The following is a 15,960-nucleotide window of genomic DNA, read 5'->3' on the forward strand; positions in this document are numbered from 1 at the left end:
CTTCTATCGCTCCCAGCCGCAAATTTGACCGCGACATGCAAGTTCCGCCCGAGACCCAGGTCGTCATCGACTTCGACGACAACCGCGCCGCATCCGCGCTCGTCGGCCCCTACGGCCAGAACCTGGCGCAGATCGAGCGCCGGCTCGGCGTCGTCGTGGACTCCAAGGGCAACCACATCACCATTGGCGGCACGCGCGACGGCTGCGATGCGGCGCGCCGCGTACTGGAGACGCTCTATGCCCACGCGGTGAAGGGGCAGGACGTCGACCAGGGCGAAGTCGAAGGCGCAATCCGTGCGGTCATCGCGCAAGGCTCCCTGTTCGAGTTCGACGCCAAGTCGGCCAAGTCGACCTTCGACAGCATCAATTTGCGCAAGCGCCCGGTGCGCGCGCGCACGGCTGCGCAGGACTCCTACATCCGCGCGCTGAAGCGCCATGAACTGGTGTTCGGCATCGGCCCCGCCGGCACGGGCAAGACCTGGCTCGCGGTCGCGCATGCCGCGCAATTGTTCGAGCGCAAGGAGGTCGACAAGATCATCCTGTCGCGTCCGGCGGTCGAAGCCGGCGAGCGGCTCGGGTTCTTGCCCGGCGATCTCCGCGAGAAGGTCGATCCGTATCTGCGTCCGATCTACGACGCGCTCTATGACCTCATGGACGCGCGCATCGTCGAGCGCGCGCTGCAAACCGGTGAGATCGAGATCGCGCCGCTCGCCTTCATGCGCGGCCGCACGCTGACCAACGCCGCGATCATCCTGGACGAGGCGCAGAACACTACATCGATGCAGATGAAGATGTTCCTCACGCGTTTGGGCGAGAACAGCCGCATGATCGTCACGGGCGATCCCTCGCAGATCGATTTGCCGAACGGCCAGACCTCGGGTCTTGCCGAGGCGACGCGTCTGCTTGATGGCGTCGAAGGCATCGCGCAAGTTCATTTCAAGGCCGAGGACGTGATCCGCCACGAGCTCGTGGCACGAATCGTCGCTGCCTATGAAGGCTCGCCGCAGCGGCCGCCCGCCGGCAACAAATCCTGACGAGACAACAGCGGGACCAAGCGGGCGCGCTGACGCAGCGCCTTATCGTTCCGAACAAAGCCATGTCACATCCCAACCTTCCCATTACCGAGGTCCTCGTCGTCGCCGATTGCTGGCAGAGCGAGCCTGACGCCGAAGCGGTGATTCAGCGTGCCGTTGCGGCTGCCGCCGAATCCGTCGACGAAGACGTCGCGGACGCAGAAGTCGCCGTGATGCTGACCGATGATGCCGGCATCCGCACGCTCAACAGCAACTGGCGCGGCGTGGACAAGCCGACCAATGTGCTGTCGTTTCCCGCGCTCCAGCCCGAAGGCGAGTGGAAACCGGGCGATGCGCCGCGCATGCTCGGCGACATCGCGATCGCCTTTGAGACCATGCGGCGCGAGGCGGACGAGGAACACAAGCCGTTCGAACATCATTTGAGCCATCTCGCCGTGCATGGATTCCTGCACCTGATCGGCTACGATCACGAGAACGACGGCGACGCGGAAGAAATGGAAGCGCTCGAAACCGAGATCCTGGCTCATCTCGGCATCCCCGACCCCTATGCAGACCGCGCGGGGACGCATTGAGATGCCTGATTCAGAGCCTATTCACGACAATCCGCGCAACACGACCAATCTGCCGGCCGTGGTGACGCCGGGCGAGGTCATGCGCCCGACGGCGGAAGGCTGGCTGCTGCGTGCCATTCGCACGCTGTTCGGCTGGAAGGCCGGATCGGTGCGCGACGATCTCCAGGTCGTGCTCAATGCAACGACACCCGACGACACCGGCTTCTCCGCGGTCGAGCGCACCATGCTGCGCAACATCCTCGGCCTGCACGAGCGCCGCATCGCAGACGTCATGGTGCATCGTGCCGACATCATCGCGGTGAAGCGCGACATCCCGCTCGGCGAATTGATGGACCGGTTCGAGCGCGCCGGCCATTCGCGTCTCGTCGTCTACAACGAGACGCTCGACGACCCCGTCGGCATCGTCCATATCCGCGATCTGCTCGCCTTCATGACCGCGCGGGCGCGCGTGTCGGAGGCCACCAAGACCAAGCGCAAAAAGCCGCTGCCGGCCGGGCTCGATCTGAAGGCCGTGGATCTGGCGCTGCCGCTGCAGGATGCGCGCATCATCCGCAAGCTGCTCTACGTGCCACCGTCGATGCGCGCGATCGATCTGCTGGCGCAGATGCAGGCGACGCGCATTCATCTGGCCCTCGTCGTCGACGAATATGGCGGCAGCGACGGGCTGGTTTCGCTCGAGGACATCGTCGAGCAGATCGTCGGCGAGATCGACGACGAGCACGACAGCGACGAGCCGCCGTCGATCGTACGGCTGCCCGACAACGCCTTCATCGCCGACGCCCGCGCCAGCCTCGACGACGTGCGCACCGTCATCGGCGAGGACTTCGTCACCGGCGAGGCCGGCGAGGAAGTGGAGACGCTGGGCGGCTATCTCGTCAGCTTCGTCGGGCGCCTGCCGGTGCGCGGCGAGGTGATCTCGGGTCCCGGCAATTACGAAGTCGAGGTGCTCGACGCCGATCCGCGCCGCGTCAAGCGGCTGCGCATCTCGACCCGGAAAGAACGCCCCGCACCGCGTACCCAGCGCGAGAGAAGCCGCCGCGAGGCCGCACCCGAGAGCGGCCAGCCGCCTTCCGGCGACACCCCGACCCCGCCGCCTGCCGACGGGACCGGCCCGCAGTGACCGCGTTCCAGCGCTTCAGACAGATTGCACTTGCCATCATCCTGACTTGGGGATGGAAGCGCGCACTCCTTGCCATGGCATGCGGCGCGCTCTCCGTGCTTGCGCTTGCGCCGTTTAACTTCTTTCCGGTGCTGTTCATCACCTTCCCCGTGATGGTCTGGCTGATCGACGGCGCCGGTGCCGGACGCTATGGCGGCGTCCCCGCGGCAGCGCTGACCGGCTACTGGTTCGGGCTCGGCTATTTCGTCCCCGGTCTCTACTGGATCGGCATCGCCTTCTTTGTCGACGCCGACGTGTTCGCCTGGCTGACGCCGTTCGCCGTGCTGGGATTGCCGGCCTATCTCTCCATCTTCACGGCGATCGGCTTCGCGCTGGCCCGTTTGCTCTGGACCAAGGATGCCACCCGCATTCTCGCGCTCGCCGCAAGCCTCACGATCGGCGAATGGCTGCGCGGGCACGCGCTCACGGGCTTTCCCTGGAACGCGTTCGGCTATGCGCTGTCAGAGCCGCTGGCGCTGGCGCAGACGTCATCCCTGATCGGCCAGTGGGGCATGACGTTCCTCGCGGTTGCGATCTTCGCAAGCCCCGCAGTGCTGATCGACCGCACGCGCGACCGCAGCCTGGCGTGGCGCGTGCCGGCCGCGGCGCTCGCGCTGCTGATCGTCATGGGCATGTTCGGCGCGATCCGCATGTCGCTGCATCCGACCACGATGGTTGCGGGTGCCAAGCTGCGCCTGATGCAGCCGAACCTGCAGCAGGACCTGAAATTCAACTACTCCGCCAAGGCGGAGGTGATGAAGAAATACCTGGCGTTGTCGGACCGCGCATCCGGACCACGATCGACCGGCGTGAGCGCTGCGACCATCCTGATCTGGCCGGAATCAGCCTTTCCGTTCTTCCTGACCCGCGAAGCCGATGTGATGGCGCAAATCGCCGAGCTGCTGCCCAAGGGCACGGTGCTGATCACCGGCTCGGTCCGCGCGCCCGATCTGCCGCCGGGCACGCCGATCACGCGGGCCTACAATTCGATCTATGTGATCGACCACGACGGCAGCGTGCTCGCGGTCTATGACAAGCTGCATCTGGTTCCGTTCGGCGAATATCTTCCGTACCAGAACATCATGGAGAAGCTCGGCTTCGAGCAACTGACGCGCATGCGCGGCGGCTTTATTCCCGGCACGGTGCGGCACGTACTGCCGGTGCCGAGTGCCTCGCCCGCGTTGCCGCTGATCTGCTATGAGGCGATCTTCCCCGGCGAAATCGGCACGCACGACGAGCGCCCGGGCTGGATCGTGAACCTCACCAATGACGGCTGGTTCGGCATTTCGACCGGTCCGTACCAGCATCTGGAGCAGGCGCGGATGCGCGCCATCGAGCTTGGACTGCCGCTGGTCCGCTCGGCCAATACCGGCATCTCGGCCGTGATCGATCCGGTGGGACGCACGGTGGCCAGCCTCGGCCTCGGGATCGAAGGAATTTTGGATGCAAGTCTGCCGACCGCAATCCCGCCCACGATCTATGCGAGAGTCGGTGACATCCCCGCAGCCATGCTCGTCGCACTGGCTGTGATTTTGGCGGTGCGGCGGCGCGTTGCCAAACGGCGCCCCTGATCGCCGCCGTTAGCGATTTCCGGCAGAGCGGCCGGAATCCTTTGACAACCGCAGTCCCACGGTTGACAGACTGCACGCGGGCTCCCCATTCTGCCCCCCGCTGCAAAAGACAGCGGTGCATTGCTAAATTTCTCCGCAATGTTTCCCCAATCAGAGTGAAGTTTTGACGTCGCTGTCACCTGAGGCAATGGCTCATTGCGCCGACGGTGGTGTTTGGAGGGCTGAGGAAATGTCGAAAGCGCCCAACCCTGTTGACAAATATGTCGGCAGTCGCGTGCGCATGCGCCGCATCATGTTGGGCATGAGTCAGGAAAAGCTCGGTGAAGCTTTGGGCCTGACTTTCCAGCAGATCCAGAAATACGAGAAGGGCACGAACCGGGTCGGCGCCAGCCGCATCCAGCAAATTGCAGAGATTCTGCAGGTGCCGGTGTCGTTCCTGTTCGAAGGCGGACCGAGCGGCGTAGCCGGCCCCAACGGCTTCGCCGAAGGCGCATCGCCCTCTTATGTCTCGGACTTCCTCGCGACATCAGAAGGGCTCGCCCTGACCAGGGCGTTCACCCGAATCACCGATTCGAAGCTGCGCCGTTCGATCGTCGATCTCGTCGAGCAGATCGCCGCCCGCGAAGGCCCGGACAAGCGCTGAGGCGCTTTTCATTCCGATTTGAGACTGCGCCAAATCTGGCCTATGTCGTCATTTGCGGACCGCACCTAGCGCTGCCTCCGCTCAAATGATGCGATTCGAAGGCACAGATACGTCCATGGCGAACTCCAATTCGTTCGATTCCCAAACTATCCTCGCTGGTATCCGCCGCTGGGTGGAAATCGAGACGCCGACGGAAGTACCTGAGCAGGTCAACAAGCTGACCTCGATGGTTGCCGATCATTATGGCGATCTGCCCGTCACGCTCGAGCGTGTCGCCGGCGTCGATGGCTGCGGTGATCATCTCGCGGTGCGTTCGACCTGGGGCCAGGACCGGCCCGGTATCCTGGTGCTCAGTCATCTCGACACCGTTCATCCCATGGGCTTCATCGCGCGGCTGCCGTTCAAGGTCGAAGGCGACAGCGCGTTCGGTCCTGGCATCTACGACATGAAGGGCGGCGCCTACATCGCCTATCACGCCTTTCGCGAGCTTTGCGCTGCACCAACCCGTCCGCCGCTCGGCATCACCCATCTGTTCACCTCCGACGAGGAGATCGGCAGCCCGACCTCGCGCGCCCTCATCGAGCAGGAAGGACGCAAGGCCAAATACGTGCTGGTGACGGAACCGGCGCGCGACGGCGGCAAGATCGTCACGGGACGCAAGGGCGTCGGACGCTTCCAGGTGTTCATCAAGGGCGTGCCCGCGCATGCCGGCTCGCGGCCCGAAGACGGTCGCAGCGCGGTGCGCGAGCTCGCCAACGTCATCCAGACGCTGGAGGGGATGACCGATCTGCAGCGCGGCGTCACCGTCAATGTCGGCGTGGTGCGCGGCGGCACGCGTCCCAACGTCACGCCGGAAGAGGCGTATGCCGAAGTTGATCTGCGCGTGCCGAGCGCCAACGACGCAGACGAATTCGTCGGCAAGATCCTCGGACTGACCTCGAAGACGGAAGGCGTGACCGTGACCGTCACCGGCGAGCTCAACCGTCCGCCCTACGAGAAAGGCAATGCCGGCGCCTCGCTGTACGAGCATGCCAAGACGCTCGCTGCCGAACTTGGCTTCGAGCTGATCGATACCCACACCGGCGGCGGCTCGGACGGCAATTTCACGGCGCCACACACCGGCACGCTCGACGGGCTCGGCGTCGACGGCAAGGGTGCGCACACCCATTATGAGCAGCTCTACGTCTCCTCGCTCGAGCCGCGCGCGCGCCTGCTCTATCGCCTGTACCAGACGCTGCGATGAGCGAACGCAAATCAGATCCCAATCACGCGGATGGCGAGCGCGCCTTCTTCGGACGGCGCAAGGGTCACAAGCTCAGGCAGCACCAGGCCGATCTCGTCGATCATCTGCTGCCGCATCTGTCGCTCGACATCACCGCGGAGAGACCGGCGAACGCTCACGAGATCTTCGATCCCGCGGCGGAGGATGTGCGGCTCGAGATCGGCTTCGGCGGCGGCGAGCATCTCGCCGCGGAAGCGCAGAACTTTCCGACGACCGGCTTCATCGGCTGCGAGCCTTACGTCAATGGCATGGCCAAGATCCTCGCGCAGATCGAAGCCGCCAACATCGGCAACATCCGCCTTTTCGCAGGCGATGCCGCCGAGCTGCTTGCCTGGCTGCCTGATGCCTCGCTGTCGCGGATCGATCTGATCCATCCCGATCCCTGGCCGAAGCGAAGGCACTGGAAGCGGCGCTTCGTGCAGGACAGGACCATCGCTGCAATGGCGCGCGTTCTCAAGGCAGGCGGTGAATTCCGCTTCGTCTGCGACATCGACGATTACTGCGCCTGGACGCTGTCGCATCTGTCGCGCGCGCCGGATTTCAAATGGCTCGCCGAGCGCGCCGATGACTTCCGTCAGCCCTGGGCCGGCTACACCATGACGCGCTATGGACGAAAAGCCGCGCGCGAGGGACGCAAGGCGGCGTATTTGCGATTTCGCAGAAACTAGATCGTCTGTCGGTTGCGCCAGAAATTCACGACGCGCTCGGCGGTCGACGGCATCAGGCGGGTGAAATTCATCCGCGCCTGCTCGAGATCGGCATCACCAGGCGTGCGATGCGGCCCGTACCACATCAGGATCAGCGCGCGCACCGTCGGCCAGCCCAAATTCAGCACGCGGCCGACGACCAGAATCGGATCGTAACGGTCGCCCGAGATCAAGCGATCGAGCACCGACAGCCTGACGCCTGACATGGCCGAGAGCGTGGCGACCGATTCCTCGTATTTATGTGCCTTGGCGAAACCGAGCAGCGCGCTCTCGCCGAGATGGCCGCCGCGATGCAGACCGAGCACGGTGCGTTGCGCGGCGGAGAAGTCGCGCCGCGGCCCCGGCGGCAGCGAGGCTTCCTCGATCGCGGCTATCGCGCGCTTGATCTCGACCTGACGCGCCGGATTGACCACAGTGGACAGGCGGCGCCTGATGACATCGAGCGTGCCGTCCAGAAGCTCCTTGAGATGCTCGCCCGAGAGATCCTCGCGCTGGCCGATCTTGAGCGTCAGCACGCCGTCCTGGCTCGCGCGCTTGATCAGCTCCGAATAGCCGCCCGGCGAGAAATGCGCGCCGGCATTGCCCGCGGCGCGGCGCACCACGTCGCGATCGCCGCGCTCGACCATCACGTCGGTGATCTCGGTCGACAAAGTCGGCCGCTCCGTCATCGCCAGCAGATGGCCCTGGCCTTTCAGCCGCGCGATCTCGAGGAGAGCGGCTTCATCGAGCACGGGCGAGCGACGCAGCACAGGGGCCGCGACCATGATCTCGTTTTCGCGGGCAAGCTGGCCGACCAGATGAGGCGGCGCATTGTCCAACCGCGAGAAGCGCTCGGCGAGATCGACCCGCGCGGCAAGCTCGGCATGCGGGACGAGATCGATCAGGAGATTGTCGAAGAGGTCGACGAGCTCGGGACGAAGATTTGAAGCGTCCTGGAAAAAGAGCGCGGCAATGGCGCTCGCGATCTCGCCACGACGCCGGGGATCGCCGCGTTTGACGATATCGTCCAGTCCGGGAATGAGCGACGTGGCAACGGTCATGAAACGCAACTCGAATCTGGCACGCCGTGGGCGCGCCATGGCTCAAGCCGCTCCACAATCGGGGAATTTAGACCCCCTTCGTGAAAGAAGCGTTGCTCACCGGGGCGCCTGTCGGCGCTCCCGGGGGGGCGCCGACCAGAGGCGCAAAAAGCCCGCATCCGCCTGCGATGGGCCTTGTCCGGGCCGGCGGAAAGGGCTATATCACCGCCAATTCATCTTCTCATACGATCCGCGTAGTGAGAGTGGGCCCGAAAGGACCCGCTCTTTTTTATTACCTGAACGCGGCTCGGCGGAAGATTGCGGCCCGACGCTGTCGGGAAAGTTCCGAAGCGGGCTTTGACCTCTTAGCCAAGCGTTAACCATCGAGCGCCTTGACCCCTGATATGACCGAACCGACCACTGGTTCCACCGACGCCGAGTTGCTGGCCGAGCCGAGGCTCGTGGTCGAGCCGGGCGTGGCAGCACGAGTGTCCGCGGTCGCAGGTCCCGTGCTCGAGGGCATGGGCTACCGCTTGGTGCGGATCCGCATTTCGGGCGACGCCGGCTGCACCGTGCAGATCATGGCCGAGCGGCCCGATGGTTCGATGCAGCTCGAGGATTGCGAGGCGATCTCGCGGGCGCTATCGCCCGTGCTCGATGTCGCCGATCCCATCGACCGCGCCTATCGGCTGGAGATTTCCTCGCCGGGGATCGACCGTCCGCTGGTGCGCCGCTCCGATTTCGAGCGCTATTCCGGCCACCTGGTGAAGGTCGAGATGGCCGTCGCCCATGAAGGCCGCAAGCGGTTCCGTGGCACGCTCGGTGCCGTCGAAGGCGACCGCGTACACCTGCATCGCGACGACGCCAAGACCAGCGACGATGCCGACGTGCTGCTGACGATGGAAGATATCGGCGAGGCGCGGCTGGTGCTGACCGATGAGCTGATCGCCGAATCGATGCGCCGCGGCAAGGCCGAGGAGCGCCAGATGCGCAGGAATCTCGGCATCGAGCCGCCGCAGGCGCCGCACGCTGAGATCAGCGCGAAAACCACCAAGAACACCAAGCCGCAAAAGCAAAAGAAGCCGGCCCCGACCAATACGAAGAAACATCGCCTTGCCGCCGAACGTGCGCGGCGCGGCGACATCGAGCCTGACGAAGGAGACTAGCCATGGCAGTCAGCGCCAATCGACTTGAATTGCTCCAGATCGCAGACGCCGTCGCCCGTGAGAAATCGATCGACCGCGGCATCGTCATCGCGGCGATGGAAGATGCCATCGCCAAGGCCGCGCGCGCCCGTTACGGCAGCGAGACTGACGTTCACGCCGAGATCGACCCGAAGAAGGGCGAGCTGCGGCTGTCGCGCCACATGCTGGTGGTCGACAAGGTCGAAAACCATTCCAACCAGATTTCGCTGATCGACGCGCAGCGCGCCAATCCGGGCGCCCAGGTCGGCGACACCATCGCAGACACGCTGCCGCCGCTGGAATATGGCCGCATCGCCGCGCAGTCAGCCAAGCAGGTGATCGTGCAGAAGGTGCGCGAAGCCGAGCGTGACCGGCAATATCAGGAATTCAAGGACCGCATCGGCGACATCGTCAACGGCGTCGTCAAGCGCGTCGAATATGGCAGCGTGATCGTCGATCTCGGCCGCGGCGAAGCCATCATCCGCCGCGACGAGATGCTGCCGCGTGAAGTGTTCCGCAACGGCGACCGCGTCCGCGCCTACATCTTCGACGTCCGTCGCGAAACCCGCGGTCCGCAGATCTTCCTGTCCCGCACCCATCCGCAGTTCATGGCGAAGCTGTTCGCGCAGGAAGTGCCGGAAATCTATGACGGCATCGTCGAGATCAAGGCGGTTGCCCGCGATCCGGGCTCGCGCGCGAAAATCGGCGTGATTTCCCGCGATTCCTCGGTCGATCCGGTCGGCGCCTGCGTCGGTATGCGCGGCTCGCGCGTGCAGGCGGTGGTGAACGAATTGCAGGGCGAGAAGATCGACATCATTCCGTGGTCGCCCGACATCGCGACCTTCGTAGTCAACGCGCTGGCGCCGGCCGAAGTGTCCAAGGTCGTCATCGACGAAGACCGCGAGCGCATCGAGGTCGTGGTCCCCGACACCAACAACCAGCTCTCGCTGGCGATCGGCCGCCGCGGCCAGAACGTGCGCCTCGCCTCGCAGCTCACCGGCTGGGACATCGACATCCTGACCGAGCAGGAGGAATCGGAGCGCCGCCAGGCCGACTTCGAGAACTCCACCCGCGTCTTCATGGAATCGCTCAATGTCGACGAGGTGGTCGGCCAGCTGCTGGCGTCCGAAGGCTTCACCTCGGTCGAGGAACTCGCGATGGTGGACCTCAAGGAACTCGCCGGCATCGAGGGTTTCGACGAGGAGACCGCGCAGGAACTCCAGAGCCGCGCCCGCGAATATCTCGATCAGCAGGAAGCCGAGATCGAAGCCCGCCGCAAGGAACTGGGCGTCGAGGACGCCGTGAAGGACGTGCCCGGCGTGACCTCGAAGATGCTGGTGAAGTTCGGCGAGAACGACATCAAGACGGTCGAGGACCTCGCCGGCTGCGCCACCGACGATCTGGTCGGCTGGACCGAGCGCAAGGAAGGCGGCGAGCAGACCAAGTTCGCCGGTGCGCTCGACGGCCTCGGTATCTCCCGCGACGATGCGGAAGCCATGATCATGCAGGCCCGCGTCAAGGCCGGCTGGATCACCGAGGCCGATCTCGCCAAGCCGGCCGAAGAGGCTGACGCGGCCGAAGATCAGCCGGCTTAAGGGCGAAGGAGAATGTCGCCCGGATGCTTGCCAGCACTGACAGCGAACTTGACCATGGACCGCGGGCCGAAAGGTCCGCGACCATGCGCATGTGCGCGGTCAGCCGCGAGGTCCGGCCGATCGACGAGCTGATCCGCTTCGTCGTATCGCCCACCGGCGATATAGTTCCCGATCTCAAGCGCAAGCTGCCCGGGCGCGGCATGTGGGTGACCGCTTCGCGCGAGGTGGTTGCGGAAGCCGTGCGGCGTCACCAATTTAGCAAAGCCTTCAAGCGCGAGCTGCGCACTCCCCCGACGCTTCCCGCCGACATCGAGGCGCTCCTGGTCCGGAGCGTGGCCGAAGCCCTTGGAATTGCCGCCAAGGCGGGCCAGATCGTCGCCGGCTTCGGCAAGGTCGAGAGCGCCCTTAGGGAGGGCACGGTCGAGGTCCTGATCCACGCCAGCGACGGGGCCGCGGACGGAATCCGCAAATTGGACGTGCTGGCACGGCAAAATGCCGGGAATCGCGGTAACAGGCCGCAGATTCCCGTCATCAGCGCCCTGAAATCGGTAGAATTGGATTTGGCACTTACCCGGTCAAATGTGATACATGCTGCCCTGCTCGCGGGCCCGGCGAGCAAGTCATTCCTGTCACGTAGCCAGATGCTGGTCCGATACCGGATGGCGGACGCTGACAAGACTGCCGAAAAGCCCGGCCAGGATTTCTGAGAGACACGACGACCCGATAGGATGGTGCGGAAACGCACAACACTGAATAAATCAGGATTAGGACTGCTGAATGGTTGATACCAAGACCCCTGACGACAAGAAGCTGAGCGTTCCGAGCAAGACGCTATCGCTCAAGCCGCGCGTCGAAACGGGCACTGTGCGCCAGAGCTTCAGCCATGGCCGCAGCAAGCAGGTCGTGGTCGAGAAGCGCGGCAAGCGCCGTATCGACGGCACCCCTGAGCCGCAGGCCCCGACGGTTGTTGCAAAGCCGGCGCCGGCTGCGCCCACGCCCGCCCCGTCACGCCCGGCGCCGCCGCGCAACTCTGGCTCCGGCGTCGTGCTCCGCACGTTGACCGAGGACGAGCGCTCCGCTCGCGCCAGCGCGCTCGCCGACGCCAAGGTTCGCGAAGTCGAAGAGCGCCGCCAGGCCGAGGAAGAGGCCCAGCGCCGCGCCGTCCGCGAGGCCGCCGAGCGCGCCGAGCGCGAAGCCGCCGAATCCCGCCGCAAGGCCGAGGAAGAGCGTCATCGTCACGAGGACGAAGCCAAGCGCAAGGCCGAGACCGAAGCCAAGAAGCGTTTTGGCGAAGGCGAGCAGCCGGCAGCCGGCGCGCGTCCCGCCGCAGCAACTTCAGCCCCGGCGACCAGCGCGCCGCGCCCCGCGCCGACCGTGACGCGACCGGGAGCGACGACCACCGCTCGCCCGGCCGCCACCACAACCTCGCGGCCGGGCGGCCCCGTGGGTCGCGCTCCCGCCGTTGCTGCCGGACCGGACGAGGACGATGGTCCGCGTCAGATCCGTCGCGGCCCCGGTGGCGCCGCGCGTCCTGTGGTCGCGCCCAAACCCACCCATAAGCCTGGCCCGCAGAAAGAGCGCGGCCGCCTGACCGTCGTCACCGCGCTCAATGCCGACGAAGTGCGCGAGCGTTCGATCGCCTCGTTCCGCCGCCGCACCCAGCGCCTGAAGGGCCACGTCTCGAATGAGCCGAAGGAAAAGCTGATCCGCGAAGTGATCATTCCGGAAGCGATCACCATCCAGGAGCTCGCCAACCGCATGGCCGAGCGCGCGGTCGACGTCATCCGCATGCTGATGAAGCAGGGCGCGATGCACAAGATCACCGACGTGATCGACGCCGACACCGCGCAGCTGATCGCGGAAGAGCTCGGCCACACCGTCAAGCGCGTTGCCGCGTCGGACGTTGAAGAGGGCCTGTTCGACCAGGTCGACGATTCCACCGACACCGAGACGCGCTCGCCTGTGGTGACCGTGATGGGTCACGTCGACCACGGCAAGACCTCGCTGCTCGACGCGCTTCGTCATGCCAACGTGGTCTCCGGCGAAGCCGGCGGCATCACCCAGCATATCGGCGCCTACCAGGTTCTCTCGCCCGAGAGCGGCAAGAAGATCACCTTCATCGACACGCCGGGCCACGCCGCGTTCACCGCGATGCGCGCCCGCGGTGCCAAGGTCACCGACATCGTCGTTCTGGTGGTCGCGGCCGATGACGGCGTGATGCCGCAGACGGTCGAAGCCATCAACCACGCCAAGGCGGCGCGCGTGCCGATCATCGTTGCCATCAACAAGATCGACAAGCCCGACGCCAAGCCGGAGCGCGTCCGCACCGAGCTGCTTCAGCACGAGGTGCAGGTGGAATCGTTCGGCGGTGAAGTCGTCGACGTCGAAGTGTCCGCCAAGAACAAGACCAATCTCGACAAGCTGCTCGAGATGATCGCGCTCCAGGCCGACATCCTCGACCTCAAGACCAATTCGGAACGTCCGGCCGAAGGCACCGTGATCGAAGCCAAGCTCGATCGCGGCCGAGGTCCGGTCGCGACCGTGCTGGTCCAGCGCGGCACGCTGCGCGTCGGTGACATCATCGTTGCCGGCGCCGAAATGGGCCGTGTCCGCGCGCTGATCTCGGATCAGGGCGAGACGGTGCAGGAAGCCGGTCCGTCGGTACCGGTCGAGGTGCTCGGCTTCAATGGTCCGCCGGAAGCCGGCGATCGTCTCGCGGTGGTCGAGAACGAAGCCCGCGCCCGTCAGGTCACCAGCTACCGCGCGCACCAGAAGCGTGAGAACGCGGCTGCCTCGATCTCAGGCATGCGCGGCTCGCTCGAGCAGATGATGTCGCAGTTGAAGACGGCGGGCCGCAAGGAATTCCCGCTGATCATCAAGGCCGACGTGCAGGGCTCGCTGGAAGCGATCCTCGGCTCGCTGGAGAAGCTCGGCACCGACGAAGTCGCCGCTCGCATCCTGCATGCCGGCGTCGGCGGCATCTCTGAATCCGACGTGACGCTCGCGGAAGGTTTTAACGCCGCGATCATCGGCTTCTCGGTTCGTGCGAACAAGGAAGCTGCTGCCGCCGCCAAGCGCAACGGCATCGAGATCCGCTACTACAACATCATCTACGACCTCGTGGACGACGTGAAGAAGGCGATGAGCGGCCTGCTCGCGCCGACCTTGCGCGAAACCATGCTGGGCAATGCCTCGATCCTGGAGATCTTCAACATCTCCAAGGTCGGCAAGGTTGCCGGCTGCCGCGTCACCGACGGCACCGTGGAACGCGGCGCCAATGTGCGCCTGATCCGCGACAACGTCGTCGTGCACGAAGGCAAGCTGTCGACGCTGAAGCGCTTCAAGGACGAAGTGAAGGAAGTCCAGGCCGGTCAGGAATGCGGCATGGCCTTCGAGAACTATCACGACATGCGTGCGGGTGACGTGATCGAGTGTTACCGCGTGGAGACGATCCAGCGCTCCCTGTAAGTCCAAATCTTACCGAAGCGCCCGGATCTTTTTGAGCTGAAATTGCGGGAGTGCGATGGCCGGATTTTTTCCGGCCATCCACGCTCCATTCGTTTCAACAGGACAAATGACAATGCTCGTGTCCCAAACGCGGGCACGATGAGGTGATTTTCGACCATGCCGCGCCATCATCAGAAAAAGAGTTCCGCGCCCGGCGGCTCGCAGCGTCAGCTGCGCGTCGGCGAGCAGGTTCGCCACGCGATAGCCGATATTCTGGCGCAAGGCAGTGTGCATGATGCGGATCTCGAAGGTCACATCATCACCGTGCCGGAGGTGCGGATGTCTCCCGATCTGAAGCTCGCGACAATCTACGTGATGCCGCTTGGTGGACGCGACACCGATCTCGTCATCACTGCGCTCGATCGCAACAAGAAATTCCTGCGCGGCGAAGTCGCGCGGCGCGTTAACCTGAAATTTGCACCTGACCTTCGCTTTCGCGTCGACGAACGATTCGACGAAGCGGAACGGATCGAGAAGCTTTTGCGAACACCTGCGGTGCAGAAGGACTTGGACAAGGATCTGGACAAGGATCTGGAACAGAATCCGGATTCGGATCGGGAAGAAGAACAATGATCATGGACCCCGCACACGGCACGATCGCCAGCGAAGAGCCCGATACGCGCGACGTGCAGAATAACTTTGCTGATGTCGGCGGCAACGCCCAGCCGCATCAGGAGGCGCGTCGCGTCAACAACGATCCGCGCGCGAACAAGCAGAAGGGCAATCAGGTGCGCCGCGATCGGCGCGACGTGCACGGCTGGGTCGTGCTCGACAAGCCGATCGGCATGACCTCGACGCAAGCTGTTGCCGTGCTCAAGCGCCTATTCAATGCCAAGCGCGCCGGCCACGCCGGCACGCTCGATCCGCTCGCCTCCGGCGGCCTGCCCATTGCACTTGGAGAGGCCACCAAGACGGTTCCCTTCGTCATGGACGGCCGCAAGCGCTACCGCTTCACCGTGTGCTGGGGTGAGGAGCGCGACACCGACGACATCGAGGGACAGGTCACTGCAACGTCGGACCAGCGCCCGACCCGTGAGGCCATCCTGGCCCTGCTGCCGCGATTCACCGGGGTGATCGAGCAGGTTCCGCCGCGCTATTCCGCGATCAAGGTCCAGGGCGAGCGCGCCTATGACCTCGCCCGCGACGGCGAGGTCGTGGAACTGGCGCCCCGCCCGGTCGAGATTCATCATTTAACCCTTGTAGATCAACCGGATAACGACCGGGCTGTGTTCGAGGCCGAGTGCGGCAAGGGAACCTATGTCCGGGCGCTCGCCCGCGATATGGGCCGGATTCTCGGCACTTACGGCCATATTTGCGCGCTTCGGCGGACCCTGGTCGGCCCATTCAGCGAAAATGACATGATTCCGCTGGATCAGCTGGAGGCTTTGTGCGATAGAGCCGCGTCCGGCGAGGGAAGCCTCGCCGACGCGCTGATGCCCGTTGAGACCGCGCTGGACGACATCCCGGCACTGGCCGTCACTCGGGCTGATGCGGCAAGGCTCCATCGGGGCCAAGCCGTTTTGTTGCGCGGACGGGATGCGCCCACAAGTAGCGGCACAGTCTATGTCACGGTGGCAGGCCGTCTTTTGGCGCTTGCTGAAGTTGGCAATGGCGAAGTCATCCCCAAGCGTGTGTTCAACCTGACCGGCTTGACTGCCTCAACCGGTCGCAACGAGAGAAATTGACG

Annotated in this window: 14 protein-coding genes; 13 read left to right on the forward strand and 1 reads right to left on the reverse strand. The window is 64.8% G+C overall.

Features of this window, described 5'->3' with window-relative positions; translation table 11 throughout:
• Positions 1-35: 35 nt before the first annotated feature.
• The 7 genes from L6639_RS08230 (at position 36) to trmB (ending at position 6,929) form a co-directional block, all read left to right on the forward strand.
• Complete coding sequence (locus tag L6639_RS08230; RefSeq protein WP_092289320.1) at positions 36-1,034, forward strand: PhoH family protein; 999 nt, start codon at positions 36-38, stop codon at positions 1,032-1,034.
• A gap of 62 nt (positions 1,035-1,096) precedes the next feature.
• Entirely contained in the window at positions 1,097-1,606 is a 510-nt protein-coding gene (gene ybeY, locus L6639_RS08235; RefSeq protein WP_237860610.1) for an rRNA maturation RNase YbeY, read from the forward strand.
• Position 1,607: 1 nt separating this feature from the next.
• Positions 1,608-2,726 (forward strand): hemolysin family protein, encoded by a 1,119-nt coding sequence (locus tag L6639_RS08240; protein ID WP_237860611.1) that lies wholly within the window; start codon positions 1,608-1,610, stop codon positions 2,724-2,726.
• Positions 2,723-4,336 (forward strand): apolipoprotein N-acyltransferase, encoded by a 1,614-nt coding sequence (gene lnt, locus L6639_RS08245; protein ID WP_237860615.1) that lies wholly within the window; start codon positions 2,723-2,725, stop codon positions 4,334-4,336. Before L6639_RS08240 ends, lnt begins: the two co-directional genes overlap by 4 nt.
• A 229-nt stretch (positions 4,337-4,565) precedes the next feature.
• Entirely contained in the window at positions 4,566-4,979 is a 414-nt protein-coding gene (locus tag L6639_RS08250; protein ID WP_148773487.1) for a helix-turn-helix domain-containing protein, read from the forward strand.
• 85 nt (positions 4,980-5,064) lie between these two features.
• Positions 5,065-6,222 carry a M20 family metallopeptidase gene (locus tag L6639_RS08255; RefSeq protein ID WP_237860617.1) on the forward strand — a complete coding sequence of 386 codons (1,158 nt, stop codon included), beginning with the start codon at positions 5,065-5,067 and terminating at the stop codon, positions 6,220-6,222.
• Positions 6,219-6,929: a tRNA (guanosine(46)-N7)-methyltransferase TrmB gene (gene trmB, locus L6639_RS08260; protein WP_237860620.1), complete on the forward strand. Its 711-nt coding sequence runs from the start codon at positions 6,219-6,221 to the stop codon at positions 6,927-6,929. Before L6639_RS08255 ends, trmB begins: the two co-directional genes overlap by 4 nt.
• On the opposite strand, the gene L6639_RS08265 is transcribed toward trmB, so the two are convergent.
• On the reverse strand, positions 6,926-8,008 hold the full coding sequence (locus L6639_RS08265) for a DUF2336 domain-containing protein (protein ID WP_237860623.1): 1,083 nt from the start codon (positions 8,006-8,008) through the stop codon (positions 6,926-6,928). The genes trmB and L6639_RS08265 overlap by 4 nt on opposite strands.
• 383 nt (positions 8,009-8,391) lie before the next feature.
• On the opposite strand from L6639_RS08265, the gene rimP reads away from it, so the two are divergent.
• From rimP to truB, 6 genes are all read left to right on the forward strand, one after another.
• Positions 8,392-9,153 (forward strand): ribosome maturation factor RimP, encoded by a 762-nt coding sequence (gene rimP / locus L6639_RS08270; RefSeq protein ID WP_237860626.1) that lies wholly within the window; start codon positions 8,392-8,394, stop codon positions 9,151-9,153.
• 2 nt (positions 9,154-9,155) lie between these two features.
• Entirely contained in the window at positions 9,156-10,766 is a 1,611-nt protein-coding gene (gene nusA, locus L6639_RS08275) for a transcription termination factor NusA (protein ID WP_128948735.1), read from the forward strand.
• 23 nt (positions 10,767-10,789) lie between these two features.
• The gene (locus L6639_RS08280; RefSeq protein WP_237860628.1) at positions 10,790-11,473 is read left to right on the forward strand and encodes an RNA-binding protein; all 684 of its coding nucleotides are present in this window, start codon (positions 10,790-10,792) and stop codon (positions 11,471-11,473) included.
• Between the two features lie 70 nt (positions 11,474-11,543).
• Positions 11,544-14,234 carry a translation initiation factor IF-2 gene (gene infB / locus L6639_RS08285; protein WP_237860630.1) on the forward strand — a complete coding sequence of 897 codons (2,691 nt, stop codon included), beginning with the start codon at positions 11,544-11,546 and terminating at the stop codon, positions 14,232-14,234.
• 156 nt (positions 14,235-14,390) lie between these two features.
• Complete coding sequence (rbfA, locus tag L6639_RS08290; protein WP_237860633.1) at positions 14,391-14,846, forward strand: 30S ribosome-binding factor RbfA; 456 nt, start codon at positions 14,391-14,393, stop codon at positions 14,844-14,846.
• A complete protein-coding gene (truB, locus tag L6639_RS08295; protein ID WP_237860635.1) occupies positions 14,843-15,958 on the forward strand; it encodes a tRNA pseudouridine(55) synthase TruB in 1,116 nt (371 codons plus the stop codon). Before rbfA ends, truB begins: the two co-directional genes overlap by 4 nt.
• The last annotated feature ends 2 nt before the right edge of the window (positions 15,959-15,960 follow it).

Origin of the sequence: Bradyrhizobium zhengyangense (genome assembly GCF_022012555.1) — a bacterium.
Lineage (GTDB): Bacteria > Pseudomonadota > Alphaproteobacteria > Rhizobiales > Xanthobacteraceae > Bradyrhizobium > Bradyrhizobium zhengyangense.